Annotated in this window: 17 protein-coding genes; 10 read left to right on the plus strand and 7 right to left on the minus strand. The window is 60.6% G+C overall.

Features of this window, described 5'->3' with window-relative positions; translation table 11 throughout:
• Positions 1-97: 97 nt before the first annotated feature.
• From phnE (OP495_RS10285) to phnD, 4 genes are all read right to left on the minus strand, one after another.
• Positions 98-901 carry a phosphonate ABC transporter, permease protein PhnE gene (gene phnE / locus OP495_RS10285; protein WP_280568974.1) on the minus strand — a complete coding sequence of 268 codons (804 nt, stop codon included), beginning with the start codon at positions 899-901 and terminating at the stop codon, positions 98-100.
• A complete protein-coding gene (gene phnE, locus OP495_RS10290; RefSeq protein ID WP_280568977.1) occupies positions 898-1,698 on the minus strand; it encodes a phosphonate ABC transporter, permease protein PhnE in 801 nt (266 codons plus the stop codon). Before phnE (OP495_RS10290) ends, phnE (OP495_RS10285) begins: the two co-directional genes overlap by 4 nt.
• A complete protein-coding gene (gene phnC / locus OP495_RS10295) occupies positions 1,695-2,486 on the minus strand; it encodes a phosphonate ABC transporter ATP-binding protein (RefSeq protein ID WP_280561815.1) in 792 nt (263 codons plus the stop codon). Before phnC ends, phnE (OP495_RS10290) begins: the two co-directional genes overlap by 4 nt.
• 77 nt (positions 2,487-2,563) lie before the next feature.
• Entirely contained in the window at positions 2,564-3,619 is a 1,056-nt protein-coding gene (gene phnD, locus OP495_RS10300; protein WP_280568980.1) for a phosphate/phosphite/phosphonate ABC transporter substrate-binding protein, read from the minus strand.
• Positions 3,620-3,817: 198 nt separating this feature from the next.
• Between phnD and OP495_RS10305 the strand changes: the two genes are divergently transcribed.
• The 4 genes from OP495_RS10305 to gstA are packed head-to-tail and all read left to right on the plus strand — an operon-like array spanning position 3,818 to position 6,940.
• Complete coding sequence (locus OP495_RS10305) at positions 3,818-4,651, plus strand: DeoR/GlpR family DNA-binding transcription regulator (protein WP_280568983.1); 834 nt, start codon at positions 3,818-3,820, stop codon at positions 4,649-4,651.
• Complete coding sequence (locus tag OP495_RS10310; RefSeq protein ID WP_280568986.1) at positions 4,648-5,451, plus strand: HAD-IIB family hydrolase; 804 nt, start codon at positions 4,648-4,650, stop codon at positions 5,449-5,451. The genes OP495_RS10305 and OP495_RS10310 overlap by 4 nt, the downstream gene beginning before the upstream one ends.
• Before the next feature lie 31 nt (positions 5,452-5,482).
• Positions 5,483-6,289, plus strand: a complete 807-nt coding sequence (locus OP495_RS10315; RefSeq protein ID WP_280568989.1) for an MBL fold metallo-hydrolase — start codon at positions 5,483-5,485, stop codon at positions 6,287-6,289.
• A gap of 45 nt (positions 6,290-6,334) precedes the next feature.
• Positions 6,335-6,940 (plus strand): glutathione transferase GstA, encoded by a 606-nt coding sequence (gstA, locus tag OP495_RS10320; protein WP_280561807.1) that lies wholly within the window; start codon positions 6,335-6,337, stop codon positions 6,938-6,940.
• Between the two features lie 28 nt (positions 6,941-6,968).
• Here the strand turns inward: gstA and OP495_RS10325 are convergent, their stop codons facing one another.
• Together OP495_RS10325 and OP495_RS10330 are read right to left on the minus strand one after the other, a co-directional pair.
• A complete protein-coding gene (locus OP495_RS10325; protein ID WP_280561806.1) occupies positions 6,969-8,135 on the minus strand; it encodes an HlyD family secretion protein in 1,167 nt (388 codons plus the stop codon).
• A gap of 62 nt (positions 8,136-8,197) precedes the next feature.
• Positions 8,198-9,751, minus strand: a complete 1,554-nt coding sequence (locus OP495_RS10330; protein WP_280561805.1) for a DHA2 family efflux MFS transporter permease subunit — start codon at positions 9,749-9,751, stop codon at positions 8,198-8,200.
• Between the two features lie 460 nt (positions 9,752-10,211).
• On the opposite strand from OP495_RS10330, the gene OP495_RS10335 reads away from it, so the two are divergent.
• The 3 genes from OP495_RS10335 to OP495_RS10345 all read left to right on the plus strand — a co-directional run bounded on the left by OP495_RS10335 (position 10,212) and on the right by OP495_RS10345 (position 13,397).
• Positions 10,212-11,609 (plus strand): GntP family permease, encoded by a 1,398-nt coding sequence (locus OP495_RS10335; RefSeq protein ID WP_280561804.1) that lies wholly within the window; start codon positions 10,212-10,214, stop codon positions 11,607-11,609.
• Positions 11,610-11,706: 97 nt separating this feature from the next.
• Positions 11,707-12,411 (plus strand): monofunctional biosynthetic peptidoglycan transglycosylase, encoded by a 705-nt coding sequence (mtgA, locus tag OP495_RS10340; RefSeq protein WP_280568992.1) that lies wholly within the window; start codon positions 11,707-11,709, stop codon positions 12,409-12,411.
• 59 nt (positions 12,412-12,470) lie between these two features.
• The gene (locus tag OP495_RS10345; RefSeq protein WP_280568995.1) at positions 12,471-13,397 is read left to right on the plus strand and encodes a Gfo/Idh/MocA family oxidoreductase; all 927 of its coding nucleotides are present in this window, start codon (positions 12,471-12,473) and stop codon (positions 13,395-13,397) included.
• Between the two features lie 23 nt (positions 13,398-13,420).
• Here the strand turns inward: OP495_RS10345 and OP495_RS10350 are convergent, their stop codons facing one another.
• Positions 13,421-14,359 carry a LysR substrate-binding domain-containing protein gene (locus OP495_RS10350; protein WP_280568998.1) on the minus strand — a complete coding sequence of 313 codons (939 nt, stop codon included), beginning with the start codon at positions 14,357-14,359 and terminating at the stop codon, positions 13,421-13,423.
• Positions 14,360-14,519: 160 nt separating this feature from the next.
• Here OP495_RS10350 and OP495_RS10355 point away from each other — a divergent pair, with 160 nt between their 5' ends.
• From OP495_RS10355 to araH, 3 genes are all read left to right on the plus strand, one after another.
• Positions 14,520-15,548, plus strand: a complete 1,029-nt coding sequence (locus OP495_RS10355; RefSeq protein WP_280569001.1) for an arabinose ABC transporter substrate-binding protein — start codon at positions 14,520-14,522, stop codon at positions 15,546-15,548.
• A gap of 55 nt (positions 15,549-15,603) precedes the next feature.
• Positions 15,604-17,097, plus strand: coding sequence for an L-arabinose ABC transporter ATP-binding protein AraG (gene araG, locus OP495_RS10360; protein WP_280569003.1), 1,494 nt, complete (start codon positions 15,604-15,606; stop codon positions 17,095-17,097).
• Positions 17,098-17,150: 53 nt separating this feature from the next.
• Positions 17,151-17,860: L-arabinose ABC transporter permease AraH (gene araH, locus OP495_RS10365; protein WP_280569006.1), on the plus strand; the 710-nt coding region annotated here is incomplete at its 3' end.

Consider the following 17,860-nt stretch of genomic DNA (forward strand, 5'->3'; position numbering starts at 1 on the left):
CTCACTCTCAACCGGGCGCCGCCAAGCGCCCGGTTTTTCGTAGTGTCAGGCTGGGTGACGGATATCGCGACCAACTTGATCTCGTAGCGCCATGTCTTCAGATCACCTTCTTGCGTAGCCAGGCGGCGACGGCCTCACCGGCGATGACGAGCACGATGATAGCCAGCAATACGGTGGCGACGGTGGGCCAGTCCAGCGTGTCGATGGCACCCTGGAGAATCACCCCGATGCCGCCGGCGCCCACCAGGCCGAGCACTGTGGATTCACGCAGGTTGATGTCCCAGCGCAGGATGCTGACCGCGAAGAAGGTCGGGACCACCTGCGGCACGATGGCATAGAGGATGACCTTGGCGCGCGAAGCGCCGGTCGCTTCCAGAGCCTCCACCGGGCGACGATCGATCTCCTCGATGGCCTCACCCATCAGCTTGCCGAGAAAGCCCAGCGAACGGAACATGATGGCAATGATCCCTGCCAGCACGCCCGGTCCGAAGATCGCAACGAACAATAATGCCCAGATGAGCGTGTTCACTGAGCGGCTGGAGACCAGGATGAAACGTCCCAGCCACAAGGTGAACCGGTTGGGAGTCGTGTTCTGTGCCGAGATGTAGGCGATCGGCAGCGACACGAACACCGCCACGAAGGTCGCCAAGGTGGCGATATTGAGTGTTTCGATCAGTGCCCAGAAAATCGCCCGCCAGTTGCTGAATTCCGGCGGTACCATGCGCCGAAACAAGTCACCGATCTGCAGCGGCGCATCCCAGACCCAAGCCCAGATGACATCCAGGGTCGCCACCGACCAGGTGACTGCCAGCGCCACCACGATAAGGCCGGCGAAACGTTTCCAGCGTTGCTGGGGGCTATAGCGCGACCAGGCGCGCTCGGCCACGGATGGTTGTGTCACCAGATCGCCCTCCTGATACGTCCACTTATGGCCTCGCTGACTAGAATTACGGCGATGATCACCAACGTGATGGCCAGTGCGAAGTCATAATCGTAGCGACCGAAGGCGTTCATCAACGTGGAGCCGATACCTCCTGCGCCCACGATACCCACGACGGCTGAAGCACGCAGATTGCTGTCGAGCTGATAGATCGACAGGCCTATCTGACGTGGCATGATTTGCGGCAGCACGGCAAATTGCAGCACCGTGAGATAGCGTGTGCCACTGGCGCGCAGTGCCTCAACTTGCCCCCAATCGATTTCCTCGATGCGCTCGGCAAGCATCTTGGCGACGAAGCCGATCGAGTAAATGGTGAGCGTCAGGATACCTGCCACCGGGCCGAAGCCCACCGCCTTGACGAACAGAATGGCGACGATCACCGGATGGAAGCTGCGGGTGATGATGATCAGTGCACGTCCGATCAGGTAGATCGGTTTGATGGCGATGTTGCGTGCCGCCATGAACGCGATCGGAACGCTCAGCGCGAGCCCCAGCAAGGTGGCGAGAATGGCGATCTGGAGACTCTCCAGGAAGCCTTTGATCAACAGGTCGTGACGCGAAAAGTTGGGTGGAAAGGCACCCGAGAATATACGCGCTGCACGCTCCATGCCTTGGCTGACCCGCGCCCAGTCGAATGGGAGGGTGGAGGCTGCCCAACTCAGGTAGACGAGCGCGACGACGATCAGCCCCCAGCGCAGCCACGGGTTGGCTATGAAGGGCGGTTTACGCCAAGTGCGGGATGGAGTGGCGTCGTTCATGAGACCACCGCCCGGGATGTGTCCTGTTCGGCCTGTTGCTGATCGTCCGCCGGTGTGCCGCTGTAAACGGTATCCATCGCGGATTGATCGAGATCCTCGGGCTTGCCGTCGAAAATCAGTCGCCCGAAACGCATTCCCACGATGCGCTGCGTATATTCGCGAGCCTCGGCGACATTGTGAATGTTGATCAGTACTGGCAGTTGTAGCTCCTGTGCGAGCGTCTGCAGCAATTCCATGATCTGACGTGAGCTGACAGGATCGAGCGAGGCGGTGGGCTCGTCGGCGAGCAGAATTTCCGGGTTCTGCATCAGGGCACGCACCACGCCGACGCGTTGGCGTTCGCCACCGGAGAGTTCATCGGCGCGTTTATTGGCGTATTGGGCTATCCCTACGCGTTCCATGAGCGTGTAGGCCCGCTCTATGTCCTCGGTTGGGTATTTACGTAGCGCGGCGCGCCAGTAGGGGATATAACCCAGGCGCCCGCACTGCACGTTTTCCATGACGGTCAGTCGGTCGACCAGGTTGAAGCCCTGAAAAATCATGCCGATGCGCCGTCTCGCCTTGCGGAGTTCATTGCCATGTAGCTGGGTCAGCTCTATATCGTTGAGCTCGATACTTCCCGAGGTCGGCTCGACCAACCGATTGATGCAACGTAGTAAAGTACTTTTACCAGCCCCTGAAGCGCCGATGATCGAAACTACCGATTCCTCGGGTACTTCGAGATCCAACCCCTTCAATACAGGCTCGTCGTGGCCGTAGCGCTTTACGAGTTGCCGAATTCGCAACATATTTATCCTCCTCGTTCGGATGCCTGTGACGGCACCCGAACGGTATTCACGAAAGCCTGCTGAACGTATCGCGCGGATCAACCATCGAGGTTGTCGGGGGTGTACTCCACGTCGTTGGCTTCCTGAATGTCACGGATGACTTCCCAATCCTTCTTGTAAGTCACGGGAACGAACTTGGTAACACCCTCGAATTCCTCGCCGAGTTCGGTACCGCGCATGTCGAAGGTAAAGAACGCTTCCTTGATCTTGTCGATCAGCTCGGGCTTCAAGTTGTGGGCGTATGTGTAGGCTGTAGTGGGGAATGGCTTGGACTCATAGATGATCTTGACCTTTTCTGGATCGTAAAGATCGCGATCCGCCATGCGGTCGACGACCTCGGAGGCCACCGGCGCGGCATCGTAGTCACCAGCGACAACGCCGAGCATCGATTGATCGTGCGAGCCCGAGTAAACCACCTCGTAATCCTCGCCCGGTACGATGCCTTCTTTCGGGAATAGCGCGCGCGGGGCAAGGTTGCCGGAGTTGGAGGTGGGTGAGGTATGGGCTATGCGCTTGCCTTCCAGGTCTTCCATGGTGTCGATGCCGCTGTCCTTGCGCGTATATAGCTGCAAGGTATAGCCGAATTCGCCATCCTCGGAGCCCATGATTGCGAAAGGCACGGCGCCGGCGAGATTGACCGCGAAGGGCGTCGGGCCGGTGGAGAAGCCTGCAACGTGAATGCGATCGCTGCGCATGGCTTCGATCTCGGCGGCATTGGACTGCACGGCATAGAAGCGCACGTCCTTGCCGGTCACCTCGCTGAGATGCTCGATGAACGGGTCCCAGATATCGGCATAGATGGCCGGATCCTCGACCGGAGTGTAGGCGAAGACCAGCGTCTCGGGATCGATGTATTGGTTGGGGTCGCTGGGTGCATCGGCGACCAGATCGCCGTTGGTATCGCAGTAGATCGAGGCCAGTTTACCTCGCTGCGAGCAATCCTCCGCTGCTTGAGCCGTGAGTGGCAGGGTCGCCAGCAGTGCCGTTGCCAAGAGATTGCGAGGGCGCAGTACGCCGCGGAACAAGGCAGAAAGGGCATTGGTGAAAGTGATGGATGGCGCGTGTTCAAACGCCTGAAAAGCATCGTGGGTCATGGCGTGGACTCCTTGTATCCCTGACTGTGATTGTTCGTTTGGGATTATCTGGAGGCTAGACTAGCTAAATTGGTATTTACAACAAAAATGCAGCATTGTTCGCCTATAGTCGCAATACAATGTGGCGAAACACAGATTAAAGTGTGGGAAACAGCGACCCAGGTAGCCTTGCTAAATGTGTTAAGGAGTCTTAGCGTCATGAGCCGCAAGCCGCGCAAGGACGAACGTCATGCTCAGATTCTCGAGGTTCTGCGCTATACGCCCCATGTGCGCATTGCGACGCTTGCCTCGCGCTTTGGGGTGACCACCGAGACGATACGCCGCGATCTGGACGCACTCAGCGACCAGGAGCTACTCGACCGTGCCCATGGCGGAGCCGTGGCGCGCCCGATGGGAATCCAGCCGCCCATTGATGAACGCGAGCGGGCGACTGTCGACGAGCGTCGGGCTATTGCCCATGCCGCTGCCCGGCTGGTGGAGCCCGGTCAGGTCGTGATGATCGACGCCGGCTCCACGACTACTCAGCTTGCCTGGCAACTGGCGGCTAACGGACAAACGCTGACCGTCATCACCAACAGCTACCCGGTAGCACGTGCGATGGCGTCCTCGGCGTCTCGACTGATCTTGTGCCCCGGCGACTTCAATGCCCGTGAAGGCGGTATTTTCGGGCAGGACACGACCGACTATCTGACCCGTTTTCACGCCAACATCGCCTTTATCGGCGCCAGCGGTTTGACGCAGGAAGGCATTCTCGACGTTAACCGTGACGCTGCTTGGGTCAAGCGCACGCTGATCGAGCGCAGCGAAAGGACCTACCTACTCGTCGACCACACCAAATTCGCCCAGACCGTACTCGAGCGGGTGGCACCGCTGAGCGTACTCGATGGCATCGTCACCGACCGAGCGCCATCCGATGCCATGGCGCAGCGTCTGAAACGTGCCGGTGTGGCCGTTCATATCGCCACTCTCGAGGTTCTCGACAACGCGCTATCGGCGCGTGCCCCGGACACTGCCTGCGAGGATACTGCATGACCGCTCCCCAACCGTTGCAATGTGCGCCACGTGAGGCATTGGCCGGTGTGTCGGTGGTGCTGACCGATGTCGATGATACCTTGACTCGCCATGGTCGTCTGGCGAGTACGACGCTGGCCGCATTGGAGCGACTCGATGCTGCCGGCATTACAGTGATTCCGGTCACCGGCGGTTGCGCTGGCTGGTGCGATCATGTCGTTCGCGCCTGGCCGGTCGCGGCAGTAATCGGCGAAAGCGGTGCCTTCCGATTCCGGCGCACGCAGGCGGGGGGACTGGATATTCACAGCGTGCGATCGCTGGCAGCACTGAATGAGGAGCAGCACCAACTTCTAGCGATTGCCGAGCAAGCGATGCGCGCCGTACCCGGAGCCCGCCTGGCCGCCGATCAGCGTTACCGCCTGGCCGATGTTGCTGTCGACCATGGGCAAGATGTAGCGCCCCTTGATGATGACGCGATTGCGCGGTTAATCGCGGCTTTTCAGGACGCCGGCGCTAGTGCCCGAGCCAGTTCGATTCACGTCAATGCCTGGTTCGGCGATCATGACAAGGCCACCATGGCGGACTGGGTGCTTGAGCATGACCTTGGTCTTCGCCCCGAAGAGCGCCGAGATCGCGTTTTGTTCATCGGTGATGCGCCCAATGATGCGTCTCTTTTCCAGCGTCACCCGTTGAGCGTGGGCGTTGCCAACTTAGTCACGCGCCTCGATCAATTGCCTCGTCCTCCTCGCTGGCTTTGCAATGCTAGCCATGGCGATGGCTTCGTGGAGATGGCGGAGGCGCTGCTAGCGGCGAGAACGTGACTAATCGCTAACGCGAGGGAGGAGCGTGGAGATGTCATCGGGATTTCTATGTGCGACATGCGGGGTGCAGTATCCCACGAGTGAAACGCCGCCGGCGCGGTGTCCGGTGTGTGAGGACGAGCGCCAGTACGTGCCGGCGTCGGGCCAGCAGTGGACGACGCCGACGGCCCTGGCGGCGGGACATACTAATACTTTTCGCGAGATGGCGCCGGGGCTGTTGGCATTGGCCACGGTACCGAAATTCGCCATCGGCCAGCGGGCGTTCTTGCTGCGCACGCCCCACGGCAATGTGCTGTGGGATTGCCTTAGCCTGCTGGATGCGGCGACGGTCACGTTGATCGAGGCGCTGGGCGGCTTGCGCGCCATCGTCATTTCGCACCCGCATTATTACGCCACTATGGCGGGCTGGGGGCGTGCGTTCGATTGCCCGGTATATGTGCACGCAGCGGATCGCGAATGGATCATGTGTTCGGACGAGACGTTGCACCCGTGGCAGGGTGAGACGCTGGAGGTACTGCCCGGAGTGACGGCGCACCGCCTGGGCGGTCATTTCCCCGGCGCCAGCGTGCTGCATTGGGAAGCACGTGGGCTATTGTTGACGGGAGACACGCTGCTGGTCACGCCGGACCGCATGGCATCCTTCATGTGGTCGTATCCTAACAATATTCCGTTGCCTGTCGACGAGGTGGCACGCATTGGCGCGCGCTTGCAGCGTCTCGACTTCGAGGCCGCCTACGCGGCATTCTGGGGCAGTGAGATCACCGCCGATGCCAGCGCCGTGGTGGCGCTGTCGGTAGCGCGTCATTGCCAGGCACTTGATGCGCCTCGGGCGAAGTGAACGCACACTCTTGTAACACCATATGACGATCATGGAGCGCATGATATGAAGCTGTATCTCAAGCCGGGTAGCTGTGCGATGGCCGTGCACATCGCGCTGGAAGAAGCGGAGCTGACCTACGAGATCGATAAAGTGGATCTGGCCGCCAAGAAAACGGAAAGCGGCGAGGATTATCTGGCGATCAGCCCCAATGGGTATGTGCCCGCTTTGGTGTTGGACGACGGCGAGGTGATGACCGAGGCGGCAGCGATTCTTCTCTACGTCGCTAACCTCGCACCGGAGGCCGAGATGGCGCCTTCCCCGGGTAGCAAGGCGTATTTTGAGCTATTGGGCCAACTGGTATTCATCTCCACCGAGTTGCACAAGAACTTCAGTCCTTTCTTCAAGCCCAACAGCGGCGACACCTGGCGCAGCATCGCGCAAAAAAATCTCGAGACGCGGCTATCGCTGATGAACGAGCGTCTGGCGTCGTCTGACTACGTGATGGGCGAGCGCTTCAGCGTGGCGGATGCCTACCTGTTCACGGTGCTCAGTTGGACGCAGGTGGTGGATATCTCGCTGGACGCGTGGCCCCATCTACAGCGTTATGTGGCGCGCATCGCCGAGCGGGACTCGGTTCAGCGCGCCATGCAGGCCGAAGGCTTGAAGTGAGCAATCGCTTGCTCTCGACCCGTTGCGATCAGCCGTGATCGCGCGGTTCGGCGTCGCTGACGTCGATATCCACCTCGACCATCATCCCGGGGCCGATCAGCTCGGTCGGCCCATCGTCGAATTGAATGCGCACCGGCAGGCGTTGGGTGATCTTGGTGAAGTTGCCGGAGGGATTGGGGTCCGGCAGTAGCGCGAACTGGCTGGTGGCGGCACGGCCGATGACGCTGACGTGGCCTTTGAAGGTGGCGTCCGGGTAAGCGTCGACAGTGATCGCGACCGATTGGCCCTTGCGCAGTTCGCCGATATCGGTTTCCTTGACGTTGGCTTTGACCCACAGCTTGTCGGGATCGTGCATCATCAGGATCGGCTGTCCGGCGCTGACGTACTCGCCCTGATCGGCCAGTGTCTTGTTGACTACGCCGTCGACCGGGCTGGTGACGTGTAGGTCGTCGAGGCGCAGCTCTTCCTGGTCGCGCTTGGCCTCGGCCGAATCGAGATCGCGCTCGGCGATCTTCACTTGCTGGCGGAGCACCTCGGGGTTGGGAAGCGGCATCTGCGAGCCATTGATGAAGCCTACCTGGGCGTTATCGGCCAGTGCCTGGCTGACTTCCACTTCTTGCTGCGCTTGAGCGTGCTCGGCCTTGGCGGCCTGGTAGGCGTAGTAATCCTGATCGCGGCGTTGCTCGGAGACCGACTTCTTCTTGTACAGGGCATCGGAGCGCTTGAACTCGCGCTGGGCCTCGGTGAGCCGTGCCTGGGCGGCTTTCTCGGCGGCTTGGCTGGCCTCGAGATCTTGATGGGTTAGCTCCATGCCGCCTTCAAGCTGCTTCTTGGCCGTCGCTAAGCGTGCCTTCTCGTAGGCGAGTTGCGCGCGCTGGGCGGCGACGTTGGCTTCAAGCGATGCCAGTTTGCGCTTGTCGGGTTTGCTGTAGAGCGAGGCGACGGCGTCGCCTTGCTTGAGCGTATCGCCCTCAGTGAGCGTGAAGTCGGTGATGCGACCGTCCAAGCGGCTACTGACGGTGATCTGGTCGGCCATCACGCGGGCGTCCTGGGCACTGACATGTGACAGGCGGTGGGCGATAGCGAAGCCGATCCAGATCAGGCAGAGCACGACGAGAATTGCCAGAATCAGCCATTTTCCGCGCGGCAGTAGGCGGCGTTTGTGGGTTTCCTGAGGTGTTGTGTCGTCGGTCATGAGACAGTGTCCTTGGTCGAAACATGCGTCGCTTGGACGTTGTGGTCACTTAGGTGTCGTGGTCACTTAGGTGTCGTGGCGCGCCAACGGCTGAGTAGAAGCGAGGGAATCGCGACGATGAACAGACTTCCCGTCAGTACCCAGAAGCCGTCCTGGTAGGCGAGGATCGAGGCCCAGATAGTCTCGGTACGCTCCATCAGATATCCGGCCATGGCGCTTTGCTGAGTGGCTGAGGTGCCGAAATGGCCAGCCAGCTCGGCGAGCTTGTCGAGCTGTAGGTTGGCGAGCGCATTGTCGGCGTTGACGCCGGCATTGAGAGACTGTCCGTGCTGGGCCGTCTGTCGGTCGAGCAGGATGACCAACGCTGCTGTGCCCAGTGCGCCGCCGAGTTGCAACGCGAAGTTGATCGCCCCGGAGCCGTGGCCGGTCAAATGCCGGGGCAGACCGGCGATGGCGTTGGAAAGCGTCGGCGGGGGAAACGAGGCCATGCCGATGGAAAGAATGCCCATCGACGTCGCCAGGTACGCGAACGAGGTGTTCCAGTCCATCTGCGCCATCAGCCACACCGCATACATGGTGCAGGCAAGCCCCGGTATCGTCAGGCGATGCGGCGGATGACGGTCGCTCAACCAGCCCACCAGTGGCACCAGTACGCCCAATACGGCAGTGGAAGGAAGAAAGATCTGTCCGGCGGTGATCGGGCTGTAATGCAGCACCGACTGCACGAATTGCGGCAGCAAGTACATGATGCCGTAGAAGGTACCGCCGAAAAGGAACATCGCCAGAGTACCGACCACGAAGACGCGGTTGCGGAAGATCGCCAGATCCATCAACGGATGCCGGGAGCGATTCTGCCAGATCACGAAGGCGGTGCCACAGACGAGAGCGGTGAGGATCAGCGTCGGTACGCGTGGGTCGTACCAGCCCCAGCGCTGTCCGTTGGAAAGTGCAGCGAGTAGCGAGAACACCGCAACGAATAGCAGCACGACGCCGGCCCAGTCGAAGGGCGGGCGCGGCCCTTTCTGCTCCCGCGAAGGCAGGAAGAAATAGCCCATGATGGCTGCCGCCACGCAGATCGGCAGGGTGATGAAGAACACATAGCGCCAGGTGAAATGCTCGACCAGCCAGCCGCCTATTACGGTGGCCAGCGTCAGCGGCAGGCCCAGGCACATGCCGTACATGGCGGTCGCCATGCCGCGCCCCTCGGGTGGGTAAGCCGCGAACAGCGCCTGCATGGCCACCGGGCGGATCAGCCCCGTCATTCCACCCTGAATGACGCGCGCAGCGATGAGCATGCCCATGCCTTGCCCAAGGCCGCCGAGGATCGAGGCGGCGATGAACACGATAAGCAAGCCGATGAAGGTGGCGCGCTGGCCGACGGCAGAGACCAGCCACGGTGCGACGAGCAGGGAGACGGTCGTCGAGGCCAGAAAGCCGGTGGACAGCCACTGTACCTGGGAGTCGCTCATGCCGAACGCGCCTTTTATGTAAGGCACCGCTACATTGACGATGGTGATCGACATGCCTAATGCCACGAGCCCCAGCATCACGGTCAGGGTGACCCAGAGGCGGTAGCGGGGACCATAACGTTCGAAAAGTTGATCGACCTGCGTCATGCACGACCGCCGACACAGCGGGAACGGCGACACCGTGACGAGGGTGCCAACGAGAGAGAATGCAAAGCCTTGTCCTTGTGAGTCGTGAACGTTACGCATGCCAGGCGTGCTGTCATGAAAACCGCAAGCAGGCAAACCGATAACGTGACGATATTTTGTCAGCTAAGTGATTATGACGGCTTGTCAGGTCGTCTTTCAACGGGTCGGGGCGCGACCAAGACACGTCTCGCGGCGGCCATCGGCTGCGCTGAGGTGAGTTCATACTGAAATAAAGACTTTGGTCTTACGCCTTTGGTCGCGGTCTGGAAGTGCAATGCCCGGTCTTTAGGAGGCATACGATTCTGATAATCGAATAGTTATCGTTTTAAGTCACAAAACGCATTAGATGGCTATCGGTTTACGCATTAGGTTGGCGCCTCGTCGTCGCTGAGCGGCGTTCAGCCACCAATGCGAGGACCGTATGGACACCGCATTCGCTTTCTCTTTGTCGACGCCGGGTCTGCTTGCCGTGGCTGCGGGGGCGATCGCCGTCCTGTTATTTCTGATCATCAAGGTAAAGCTGCACCCTTTCCTTGCCCTGGTGATCGTGAGTATCGCCACGGCGCTGGCGACCGGCGTGACCTTGGACGACCTTCTCCCGACGCTGCTTTCCGGCTTCGGCAAGACCTTGGGCAATGTAGCGTTGTTGATCGGCTTCGGTGCGATTCTTGGGCGCATCGTGGCGATCTCGGGGGGCGCCAAGGTATTGGCCGATACGCTGATTCGCATCTGCGGTAAGAATAAGGCGCCACTAGGGCTGTCCATCGCCAGTTTATTGTTCGGCTTCCCGATCTTTTTGGACGCCGCCTTCGTGGTGATGCTGCCGATCATTTATACCATCGCGCGCGAGTTGCGTGGGTCGCTGCTGATCTATGCGCTGCCCGCGACGGGGGCGTTTCTGGTGATGCACGCGTTGGTGCCACCGCATCCCGGCCCGGTGGCGGCAGCGGTTTTCCTCGAGGGCGATATCGGCAAGGTGTTGCTGGTGGCGTTGATCGTGGGACTGCCGACCTGGTATCTGGCGGGTTATCAGCTATCGCTGTGGCTGGCCAAGCGCACGCCGTTTCACCCGGTGCCGGATCTAATGGGCGGCGCCGAGAGCGACGAAGTCGATCGCACCTCGCTACCACGGTTCTCGACGATTCTGCTGGTGTTGTTGTTGCCGCTGGTGCTGATCTTCATGAATACCGGCATCACCACGTTGATCAGCGCGGGCACCTTGCCGGAAGGCAATCCCGTGCTTGGCGCGCTGACGCTGATTGGCGAGACGCCGGTGGCGTTGCTGATCAGCTTGTGCCTGGCGATGTGGCTGTTGCTGCTGCGCGGCCATGAAAAGGGCGCCATGGGCGCCGTCAACGAGACCATCGAGAAAGCGCTGGCTCCGGTGTGCAGCATCATCCTGATCACCGGCGCGGGCGGCATGTTCGGTGGTGTGCTGACGGCCAGTGGTATCGGCGAGGCGCTGGCCGATAGTCTGCAGACACTGGGGCTGCCCATTCTCGTGGCCGGGTATGTGATCGCGGCGGTGATTCGTATCGCGCAGGGGTCGGCGACGGTTGCCGGGACCACGGCGGCGAGCATTATCGCACCGGCGGTGATCGATTCCTCGCTGAGCGGTATGCCGCTGGCATGTGTGGTAGTAGCCACGGTGGCAGGCGCCATCGGCTATTCGCACGTCAACGACTCTGGCTTCTGGTTGGTTGGGCGCTTCCTGGGCATGGAAACCAAAACCATGCTCAAGACCTGGAGCGTGGTCTCCACTGCGATTTCGCTGATGGCCTTCGGCCTCGCCTGGGTACTGTTTACCGTGCTGACGTGAGCACGTTCGATGCCGCCACCGCACATGCGGCGGCGGCATGCCAGCGAAAAGGCCTGATATACTCCTGCGTCATGATGCGATCAAATAAGGCTAACGCATGACGCGGGATTGGTTGCGCAGGGGACTGCGCTTTTTGCTGTTCGTGATATTCGGCTTCGTGGGGCTATCGGTGCTCCTGGTGCTGGTGTTTCGCGTGGTGCCGGTATTCGGTTCAACGGTGATGCTGGAGCGCAAGATCGAGTCGTGGGTGAGTGGCGAACCGATCGTGATCCACCAGCAGTGGCGACCGTGGGCGAGGCTTTCCGACGATGCCAAGCTGGCGGTGATCGCCTCCGAAGACCAGCGTTTTCCCATGCATCACGGATTCGATTTCGATCAGATGCAAAAGGCGCTCGACGCCTGGTTCAGCGGTGATAGCTTACGCGGCGCCAGCACCATTAGCCAGCAGACCGCCAAGAACCTGTTCCTGTGGACCGACCGCAATTGGGTTCGCAAGGGGTTCGAAGCCTGGTTCACGGTGTTGATTGAGCTGCTGTGGCCCAAGGAGCGGATCCTCGAGGTGTATCTCAATATCGTTGAGTGGGACCGAGGCGTGTTCGGCCTGGAAGCTGCCGCGCAGCATTACTTCGGTGTGAGTGCCGATCAGCTCAGTGCCGCGCAGGCCAGTCGTCTAGCGGCAATTCTGCCCAATCCGCGCGAGTGGAGTGCGTCGCGGCCGTCGACGTACATTCAGCAACGCAGCCAGTGGATTCGGCAGCAAATGCGTCAACTGGGCGGTAGCGCCTACCTTGAACGCTTGTGAGCGTTGGCATCGTGCTGGCCGCTGTCATTGCAGTCGCCTTTATCAGATAAGGAGCTTTCATGATTTCCACTTCCGTGGCCATCGTCGGATTCGGCAAGATCGCACGCGACCAGCATGTGCCCGCCCTGCATGACAATGCGGCGTTCACGCTCGATGCCGTGGCTAGCCGTAATGCGTCGCTGGAGGATGTCGCGCATTTTCGTGATATCCAGACCCTGCTCGATGAGCGCCCGGATATCCAGGCGATCTCGCTATGTGCGCCGCCGCAAGTGCGTTATCGACAGGCGCGTGCGGCCATCGCCGCAGGCAAGCATGTGATGCTGGAAAAACCACCCGGCGCGACGCTCAGCGAGGTGGAAGACTTGCGTGCCCAGGCCGAGCGCGCTGGCGTGACGCTGTTCGCGACCTGGCATTCGCGTTACGCGGCGGGGATCGCCCAGGCTTGTGAGTGGCTGAGTGAGCGTCGCGTGAGTTCGGTCAATGTGCAGTGGAAGGAAGATGTACGCCGCTGGCACCCCGGCCAGGAATGGATCTGGGAGGCCGGCGGCCTGGGCGTGTTCGATCCCGGCATCAACGCACTGTCGATCATCACCGCCGTTCTGCCTGAACCGTTCTTTCTCACCCGGGGCGAGCTGGAAGTGCCGGCTAATCGGCAGGGACCGATCGCGGCGACGCTGGCATTCCGCGATGTACATGATGCCGACATTCGGGCAGAGTTCGATTGGCGCCAGACGGGGCCGCAGACCTGGGACATTCACATCGAGACCGATGCCGGACCGCTATCGCTGACCCAGGGCGGCAGTCGTTTGGCCATCGGTGATGAGGTGGTAATGGAAGGCGGCGATGCCGAGTATCCCGGACTCTACGCACGCTTTGCCGAGCTTATCGCCAATGGCGAGAGCGATGTCGATGTCGCGCCGCTACGGCATGTCGCTGATGCCTTCCTGCTCGGCCAGCGCGTCAGCGTCGACGCCTTCCATGAGTAATCTTGCGTTGCTGAGGGCATGATTCATTGCCCCCGGATGATCTCGCGCAGGGTCGACATCAACGCCGCCGCGCCGGGTGAGAGACGTTGTTCGCGCAGGCTGACCAGGCCGTAGGGCTGCACGCTCAGGGCTTCCGGGAACGGGAGGATGCGAAAGCGCGGTTGATTGCAGAGTAGCTCCGCGACTTGTCGTGTGGTGACCGTCACGGTATCCGATTTATCGACCATTGCCAGAGCCACCAGGATGTCCGGCGTGTCGACGATCTGGCGCGGCAACGCCACGCCGTGATGCAGGAACAGATGATCGACCCGCTGGCGCATCAAGGCACCCGGTGGCTGTAACACCCAGGGATAGTCGACCATCGCCGCCAAGTTCAGCGACTCGCGCTGGGCCAGTGGATGGTCGGCGCGACATACGAAGCACAGTGCCTCCTCGCCGATCTCCTCAAAGACGAAATCGCCCGCCGGAAGCGTCGAGGGAATTCGCGCGATGGCGAAATCGAACTCGCCCTCCATGAGGCGCGGAACCAGCTCGTGACTGACATCCACGTCGATGCTGACCTTGAGGTTGGGGCGGTCGCGATGCACGCGCTCCACCGCGCTGGTTAGCAGCGTGACGGCGGGCGCCATTACCGTGCCCACCGAGACACTCCCCGCGCTGCCCGCCTGCAATGCGTTCAACTCGTCGCCCGCCTGGTGGAGCGACGACAGGATGCCGCGCGCGTGTCGAATCACCGTCTCGCCGTACCAGTTGGGGGCGATGCCGCGCGGGTGGCGGTCGAACAGCACGAGGCCGAGCTGACTCTCTAGCTCTCCCAGCAGCTTGGACGCCGCCGGCTGACTCATTCCCAGGCGCTCGGCGGCGCGGTGCAGGTTACGTAGCTCGTCCAGTGCGATGAACAACTGCAAATGGCGCAACTTTAGTCGCACCTTCATGAACCAGTCAGTGGGCAAGGAGCTCATGGTGTCTGGCCTCAGGAGAAAATAATAACAAAATAGATATCGGTCTTCCTGTCAAGTGGCATTAGCCGGTTATTTCACTGATGCCTATTGTTCAGACTGTTAAGTAACCTTCTTAGCAACACAACAACAATCCCCTTCGAGGGATCCAGGAGGACGCCGGATGTCATTAACAACACCGATGACGCGTACGCTACGACCCATGATACGTACGCTACTGGGAATGGCCGTGGGCCTGGCGCTAAGCGCTGGACCGTTGACGGTACAAGCCCAGAGTGATGCGGACGTCAAGATGGGCTTTATCGTCAAGAAGCCCGAGCAGGCGTGGTTCATCAATGAGCAAGAGGCCGCGACCAAGCTCGGCGAGAAAAAAGGCTTCGAAGTGGTGCGCTTGTCGGGCGAGGACGGCCAGGAAGTGCTCAGCGCTATCGACAATCTTAATTCGCAAGGTGCCCAGGGTTTCGTGATCTGTCCACCGGATGTGCGGCTGGGACCAGCGATCATGAACCGTGCCAAGCAATATGGCATGAAAGTGGTGACCGTTGACGACCGCTTTATCGGCGGCGATGGCGAGCCGATGGAGAACGTGCCGCACTTGGGGATGTCCGGCTACAAGATCGGTGAGCAAGTCGGTAACGCCATCGCCGAGGAGATGGACAACCGCGGCTGGGATCCGGACGAGGTCGCGGCGCTGCGTATCACCAACTATGAATTGCCCACCGCGAAAGAACGCACCGATGGTGCCACGGCCGCGCTGCTCGAGTCCGGGTTCAAGAAAGACAACATCTTCGATGCGCCGCAGCAGAATACCGATACCAGCAGCGCCTTTTCGGCAGCATCGCCGGTGTTCTCCAAGCGTGGTGATTTCGAGCACTGGGTGATCTACGCGCTTAACGAAGAGAGCGTGCTGGGCGGCGTGCGCGCGAGCGAACAGTACGGACTCGATCCGGAACAGGTCATTGGCGTGGGCATCAACGGCTCCGGCGCGGCGTTCGCCGAATTTTCGCGTGAGACGCCTACTGGCTTCCACGGTACTGTCGCCGTGAGCTCGACCATGCATGGGCGCCAGTCGGCGGACAACCTCTACCAGTGGATTACCGAGGGCGAGAAGCCGCCGGCCAATACCGAAACTACCGGTAAGCTGATGACACGGGACAACTGGCAAGACGTACGGGAAGAGCTGGGCTTGTAAGACCGATGCCCGCGCCCCGGCGCGCGGGCATGCTTTTTTCCTTCAGGAGTGCCGTATGTCCGAGGCTTTTCTTCGTTTCGACGATATTACCGTCGAGTTTCCCGGTGTGAGGGCACTCGATGGTGTGAGTTTTGCTGCAAAAGCCGGCGAGGTGCATGCCTTGATGGGCGAGAACGGGGCCGGGAAGTCGACCTTGCTCAAGGTGCTCAGCGGCGTCAATCGTCCCTCCTCGGGTCAGCTATGGATCGACGGTCAATCGTATGTCTTTGCCAACGCTCGGGAGGCGCTGGCTCAGGGTATCGCGATCATTTATCAAGAACTCACTCTGTCACCCAACTTGTCGGTGGCCGAGAACCTGTTGCTGGGACAATTGCCGGAGCGTCGCGGCTTCATCGACCGCCGCACCATGAAGGCGCGTGCTCGGGAGATTCTCGAAGATCTCGGCGAGGGAGAAATCGACCCGGCCACCAAAGTGCGGGAGCTTTCCATCGGTCAGCAGCAAATGATCGAGATCGGTCGTGCGCTCTTGCGCAACGCCAAGATCATTGCCTTCGACGAGCCCACCAGCAGCCTTTCTGTGCAGGAGACGCGGCAACTCAAGCGCATCGTCGCGCGTTTGCGCGAGGAAGGGCGCGTGGTGCTGTACGTCACGCACCGCATGGAAGAGGTCTTCGAGATGTGCGATGCGCTGACGGTGTTCCGCGATGGTCGCCATATTCGCACGCACGAGACGCTGGAAGGCGTCGATCAGGACACCTTGGTCGGGGAGATGGTGGGGCGTCAGATCGAAGACGTATATGGCTTTAGAGAGCGCGCCATGGGCGATGTGTTGATGCGTATCGATGACTTCCAGGGGCGCGGTGTGAACGAGCCGGTCAGCCTGGAAGTGAAACGCGGCGAAGTGTTCGGTCTCTTTGGACTCGTCGGCGCCGGACGCAGCGAGTTGATGCGCCTGGTATGCGGCGTGGAAACAGCCACCCAGGGAGAAGTGACGTTTCGCGGCAAGACCGGCGTCTTTACCTCGCCGGGCGAGGCGATTCGTGCGGGCATTGCCATGTGCCCCGAGGACCGCAAATCCCAGGGAATATTTCCCGTGGCGAGTGTCGCCGACAATCTCAATATCAGCTGTCGGCGTTTCTTCAAGCGCTGGGGCATGTTTCGTCATGCTGGGCGCGAAGCCGATAACGCCAAGACCTATATCCAGCGTTTGAGTATCAAGACGCCGAACCATCGCACACCGATCAACACCCTCTCGGGAGGGAATCAGCAGAAGGTGATTGTTGGGCGCTGGCTGGCGGAGGAGATCGACTTGTTCGTGATGGACGAGCCCACGCGGGGCATTGATGTGGGGGCGCGACGTGATATTTACACCCTATTGTATAACTTGGCGGAACAGGGCAAGGGCGTGATCGTGATTTCCAGCGACCTCGCCGAGGTCAGTTCGATCTGTGACCGCATCGGCGTCATGCGCGATGGAGCCCTGGTCGATATCGTACCCCGCGAGCAGGCGACTCAAGAGCGTCTCCTGGGACTGGCGCTTCCCGCTTGAGTTGCTGCCCAACCGCGTTGCTCACCCGCTAACAACATGAAGAGATTGACCACATGAGCACAGACAAACTGGCCGCGTCCGATACTTCGTCGACGGCGCCAAAACCGCGGCCCAAGGCATTGCGCACGCTGCTTGATACCTCCGGATTGATTGCGATCTTTTTCGTCCTCTTTATCGCCTTGGCGATTTTCGTGCCGGACTTTTTGACCGGTCGCAATATCGTCGGCTTGCTGCTCTCGGTCACCCTGATCGGGACCATCGCGACCACCATGATGATGGTGCTAGCACTCGGCGAGGTGGATCTGTCGGTAGCCTCGACCGTCGCTTTCTCCGGTGTGGTGGCTGCCGTGGTGACCTCGACTTCGGGCAGCGTCTTCATCGGCGTGCTCGCCGGGGTGGGCGCCGGCGGCGCGGTGGGCGCTTTCAATGGTTTCGTGGTATCCAAGTTTGGCATCAATTCATTGATTGCCACGTTGGCCGCGATGGAGTTCGTGCGCGGTTTGGCCTATATCACTTCCGGCGGTGATGCGGTCATGGTCACGGTGCCGAGCTTCTTCGATCTGGGCAGTGCCTCGTTTCTAGGGCTGACGCTGCCGGTGTGGACCATGATCGCGTGTTTCGTGATCTTCGGTATCGTGCTCAACATGACGGCGTTCGGGCGCAACACCCTGGCGACCGGTGGTAATGCCGAGGCGGCGAGCTTGGCTGGGGTCAATGTCCGGCGTCTGAAGATTACCGTATTCGCCCTGCAGGGCGTCGTCGC

It is taken from the genome of Chromohalobacter sp. 296-RDG (assembly GCF_029889885.1).
Classification (GTDB): domain Bacteria; phylum Pseudomonadota; class Gammaproteobacteria; order Pseudomonadales; family Halomonadaceae; genus Chromohalobacter.